The organism is Actinospineispora acaciae DSM 45401 (assembly GCF_000620785.1).
Classification (GTDB): Bacteria; Actinomycetota; Actinomycetes; order Mycobacteriales; family Pseudonocardiaceae; genus Pseudonocardia; species Pseudonocardia acaciae.
On record NZ_JIAI01000057.1, the window covers coordinates 1 to 5033 of the forward strand.

Below are 5033 nucleotides of genomic sequence, written 5' to 3' on the forward strand. Positions count from 1 at the left end.
TCGGCGCGCAGGGGGCGGGCGCCGGCGGCCACGGCGGGCATGACGGGCTCCAGCTCGGCGCGGGCGACGTCGCCGGGTACGCCGTCGGCGACCGGGCCGCCCTGGCCGCCGCCACCGATCCGCTTGGTCCGCGCTTCGGTGAGGGCCTGGCGCGCCTGCGAGAGGGCCTTGCGCGCCTCGCCGATGGCCTTCTCGTTGTGATCGATCGCCCTGGTCAGTGCCCGATGCCGCAGCCGCAGCCACGCCCCGCGCACCGAGAGCCGCAGCCGGGTCAGCCAGGACCGGGAGCCCGTGGCGTGTGGATCCGGCCCGCCGCGCGCCACAGAGATCCGGTACATGACCCGGCCCAGCTCGGTGGCGACGGCGTCCCGCTCGGCCTTCTGCCGGTTGACGACGGTCTTGAGCTGGTTCAGCCCTCGCACGACCACCCGCGCCGTGTGGGAGTGGCGGCGTTCGGCCAGGCTCCGGGGCCACACCCGGTTCCATACCGCGCGCGCGGGGCGGCGCATCCAGCTGGGCAGCCGGACGGCGCCGGCCCGGACCAGCCGGCCCAGGGCGGCCGCGCCCCTGCCCAGCTGGCGGGCCGGGCCGCGGATGAAGTCGATGCGCCTGACCGGCTTGCCGGCCCGCTGGATCTCCAGGCCCTGGATCGAGAACCGGTACTCGCTGTAGTTGGAGTGCTCGGCCCCGAACGGGCCAACCCCGACCACGAGCTGGGTCTGCGCGATGAACTCGAACGGCTTCCAGGCCAGCACCGACCAGTTCTGCACCTTGACCCAGTTGGCGAACCGCTTCACCGGGTTCCACCGCTCCCGCCCGGTCAGCTTCGGCGGAGCCACCACCCGAACCACCTGCTTGCCGGGCACGATGAAGTGCACCAGCGACAGGTCGATCCGGCCCAGCCCGGGAACCGCGAAGTGGTTCGCGAACCGGATCACCAGGAACGCGCCCAACGTGCGGGAACGCAGCACGACCTGACCGCCGAGGCGCTGCTGGTCCAGGTTGATGGCCTGGCCCAGATCCTGCGCGCTGATGACCAGCCGGTACACCCCGCCGTGCGGTAGCGGAATCTCCACCACCGTCACCTGGGTGCCCACGCGCTGGCCGACGATGAAAGCGCGGTTGTAGACCATCGCCGCGATGCGAGCCCGGATCAGGTTCACCCGGTCACGGAACTGGCGCCACTTGGCCCCCAGCCCCTTCTTGGCCACGGCCGTCGACTTCTCACCGGCCGTGCCGCGACGCAGCTTCAGGTGCAGGAACTCGAAGAGCAGCGGCCCCAGCTCCGGGTTCCGCTCGATCATCTCCTGCAACCACGTCGGGTAGTACCGGTGCTCACCGGAGAGCCGGAACCGGCCCAGCCCGATCGTCTCGCGCCCCAGCGCCGCCTTCGCCTTGGCCTTCAGCTGGGCCAGCAGCTTGTTCGCGTCGGCGTCGTGGGCCGCCCCGGTGTGCTCGTCGCCGTTGATGTGGAAGTTCCACTCGTGCAGGAGGAAATCTCCCCACCAGCCGCCGAAGGCCGGGTCGAGCTCGATCAGCCGGTCGACGAGCCGCGCCACGCGGGCCGGGACGACGATCACCCCGTCGTCGCGCGTGCCGCCCGCCGGCTTCCAGCCGAAGCCGACCAGCTTGCCGTCGAGCAGGCGCTCGTCGGTGATCCGCACCTTCTCCAGCAGCGACGGCGGCCCCCGCGCCAGGTTGGGGAACTCGTCGGCGCTCAGCGGCCGAGCACCGGCCACCACGCGACGCATCTTCGGCAGCAGCTCGTTCCGCGCCGCACCCGCGTCCACGCCGTCCGCGATCGGGCCGCCGTGGTCAGCGGCGGCGGCCAGGCCGGCGAGGGCGCGGTCGAACACCACGATCACGCCGTCCGGCGCGAGCCTCGGATGCCGCCAGAACAAGCCGGGCAGCTCGTCGGGAAGATCACCCAATCCCCGCTCGGCCCACAACGCGCCGGCGGTCTCTGTGTCGACCAGCACCGTCGGTGGACCCCTCGCCGAGTACGCCAGCACCCGACGGCCCTTCGGCCCGGTCTGCAGCAACAGCTGGGTCACCACGTCGTCCAGCGCCGCCGACGGTTCCCCCGGCGCCGGTTCGCCGGCCGGAGCGCCACCGCTGCCCGGCGTCGACCGCGAGGCGCTCGCGGGACGGCTCGGGTCACCGGGCGCGCTGTCCTCGCCGTGCAGCCGGACCAGCATCAGCCGCGCGACGTCGCGGGTGACCGGGTCGCTGCCGGGGAGGGCGGGCGCGGCCGGGTCGAGGCCGGCGTGGCGGGCCAGCAGGTCGAGGTAGCCGGGGCCCTCGCCGGCGGGCAGGTCCAGGCCCTCCGCGAGCGCGTTCAGCTCGACCAGCCCGTCGGACAGGGCGGCGATCTGTTCGGGGGTGACCCGCGCGGGCGCCGGCGCCCCGGCGACGGGCCCGCCGGTCGCCGGGGCGGCCTCGCGCAGCCGCCGGGCCAGGCCCTCGACCAGGATCTCGGGGAGCTGGATCTGGCCGGTGGCGTAGCCGACGAACTCCACCAGCTCCGGGTCGCTCAGGTTCGACAGCCACGCCGCGTCCGGTGCTGGTGCCGACTCGGCCGACTCGTTCTCGGTGCCGTTCTCGGTTCCGTTCGGGTCGGCGGCGCGCTGGCGGGCGACCAGCAGCTGGCGGGCGGCGTCCACCGTGGCGGCGAACCGGTCGGGGTCCATGCCCATCCGGTCTGCCAGGTCGGCGGACTGGACGAGGGACTGCGCGGCCTGAGCGAGCAGCTCCCGCTGCGCGACGGTCAGCTCCAGGTACGGGTTGGCCAGCACCCTCTCGCGGTGCGGGATCAGCCGCTGGACAGCGGCGGCGGTCGCGTTGCGCGCCGGGTTGAGGTGCTCCACCGCGATGCGCTGGTCGGCGAGGACGCCGAGGTGCGCGCGCAGCTGCTGGTTCTGCTCGGCGGACAGCCACGGCACGTCGTAACCGGCCTTGGCCAGCGCCAACGCGCGCACGTCGTAGTGGCCGGCGTAACGGGCGTCCACGTCGACCGGGCCGGTCGGGTCGCCGTTCTTGCTCACCGACGGGCCGGGCGCGGCTTCCCGCCCGCCGTGCGACGACGCTGCCGCCGCACGGTGCGCCTCTTCCTGCCGCTCGGCCGCGCGCTGCGCGATGATGTGCATCTCGATCGGGGCGGCCTCGCGCGACCCGCCGGGCGACTCCGTCTGGCCGAGGGCCTCACCGACCAGCTCCACCTGCGGTCCCTGCCGCAGCAGCGGGTCGTCGTCGGACAGGAAGAGCTGGGTCTCGCCCTTGTCGCCGTCGCGGGCGACGCGGTTCTCTTCCTGGATGTCGTCGTTGCGGTGATCCCGCTTGCCCAACCGGGCCTGGTACGCGCCGCCCTGCTTGTTGAGCAGCTTGCGGTCGCGCTTGGCCAGCCGGCGGGCGCCGTCCCGGATCTGGTCGGCTTCGAGGCTGTTGGGGTCCAACCCGCGCCGGGCGATCTCGCGGGCCGCGATCACGTCCGGGTTGCCGCCGAGCATGAAGTCGGTGCCCCGGCCGGCGCGCGGGGAGACCACCGTGATCCGGCCGGGTCGCAGAGCCTCGCCGATGATCGCCTCGGCCTGGGCGTCCGGTGTGCCGGAGTGCACCACGTCGACCTTCAGGCCGCGGGCGCGCAGCACCTTGGCCAGCTTCTCGGCGGCCCGAGCGGAGAACACGTGGGCCAGCGCCGGGCGGCCGGTCTTGTGAACGGCCTGGATGCGGTCGGCGACCTTCTCGCGCCGCTCGCCCGAGTTCACCGAACGGTCCTCGATCAACCGGACGAGCCGCGAGGGCTTCTCGGTCAGGATGTCGGTGCTCCCGATGCCCGGGTACAGCTCCCGGGTCCCCGTCGGGTCGGTCGTGCCGGTGGTGCCACCGACCAGCTCGGCCCTGCTAAGGATCTCGTACATCGAGGTGCGCGCGACGACCTCGCGGTTCTTGCCGAGCGGCAGGTTCTCCTTGAGCCGGATCGCGTTCTCCAGCAGCGGGTCGTAGTGCCGGCCATCGATGGTGTCGGTGGCGTCGAGTGCCCAGACCTCGCGGTTCTTCTTCCTGCCGCGCCCGATCTGGTAGCCGTCCTTGCCGCCCCGTTTCAGGCTGTACTCGGCGGTCAGCACCGCCTCGAGCGCCTTGAGCCGGCCGGGCTCCTCTGACAGGTCGATCCCGGTGGTCTTCTCGACGAATGTCTTGCCCTCAGGGGTCACCGTGGAGCGCCTCTGACCGACCTCGACGTGGACCTCGCCGCCGGCGGTGGTGCGAGTGAGCAGCTGCGGGGCGATCTTCCTGGCCCACTGCAGGTCCTTGAGGAACGGCAGCGCGCCGCCCAGCTCCTTGGCGATGACCAGCGGCTGGTGCGCCCAGCGCACCGCGATCAGGTCGAACTCGTCGATGAGGAAGGTGCCGTCCTTCTCCGGGGCGAGGCCGTTCTTCGTGTCGAAGCCGTAGCTGGAGTAGCGGTGGTAGCGGATCTGGGCCTCGTCGTAGCCGGCCTTCTTCTCTGCCGCGCTCAGCTTGTCGCTGTTGACGAAGACCTTCTCGCCGAGCGGGGTCCACACCTTGCCGGCCTTGGCGCCGCCGGCGTTGGCCAGGTCCTGGATGGTGGTGAAGACGTCCACGCCCCGGATCGACTCGCCCTCGCCGGCGGCCCGGTACTGGCGCAGCAGCGAGATGAACTGGGCAGCGATGATCGACCACGTCTTGCCGCTGCTGGGCGGCATCCCGGCGACGTGGCCATCGGCCATCACAAGCGCCGCGGCCAGCTGGCTGTCCCGTAGGAAGATGCGCGCCCGCAGCGGCGAGGCCGCCTTGATCGCGGCGTATGCCACCGCCAACGCCTCGACGCGCCCGTCCTCGTGGAGGGTCCGGGCGCCGCTCTTGAGCTCCTGCCAGATCGTCTTCAGCTCGGCGAACGTCTTGCCCTTGAGCACGTCCTCGTAGAGCTGCTTGGCCTTGCCCGCCAGCCCCTTGGCCTCGGCGTCCGTGAGCGGCTTGGTGCTGTCGGTCTTGGTGCTGTCGGTCTTGGTGCT

The 5033-nt window shown here is 72.5% G+C and carries 1 protein-coding gene; it reads right to left on the minus strand.

Annotated elements, in window-relative coordinates:
* A partial coding sequence (locus tag N912_RS59615) for a preprotein translocase subunit SecA (RefSeq protein WP_037070433.1) occupies window positions 1–5033 on the minus strand: 5033 nt, incomplete at both ends.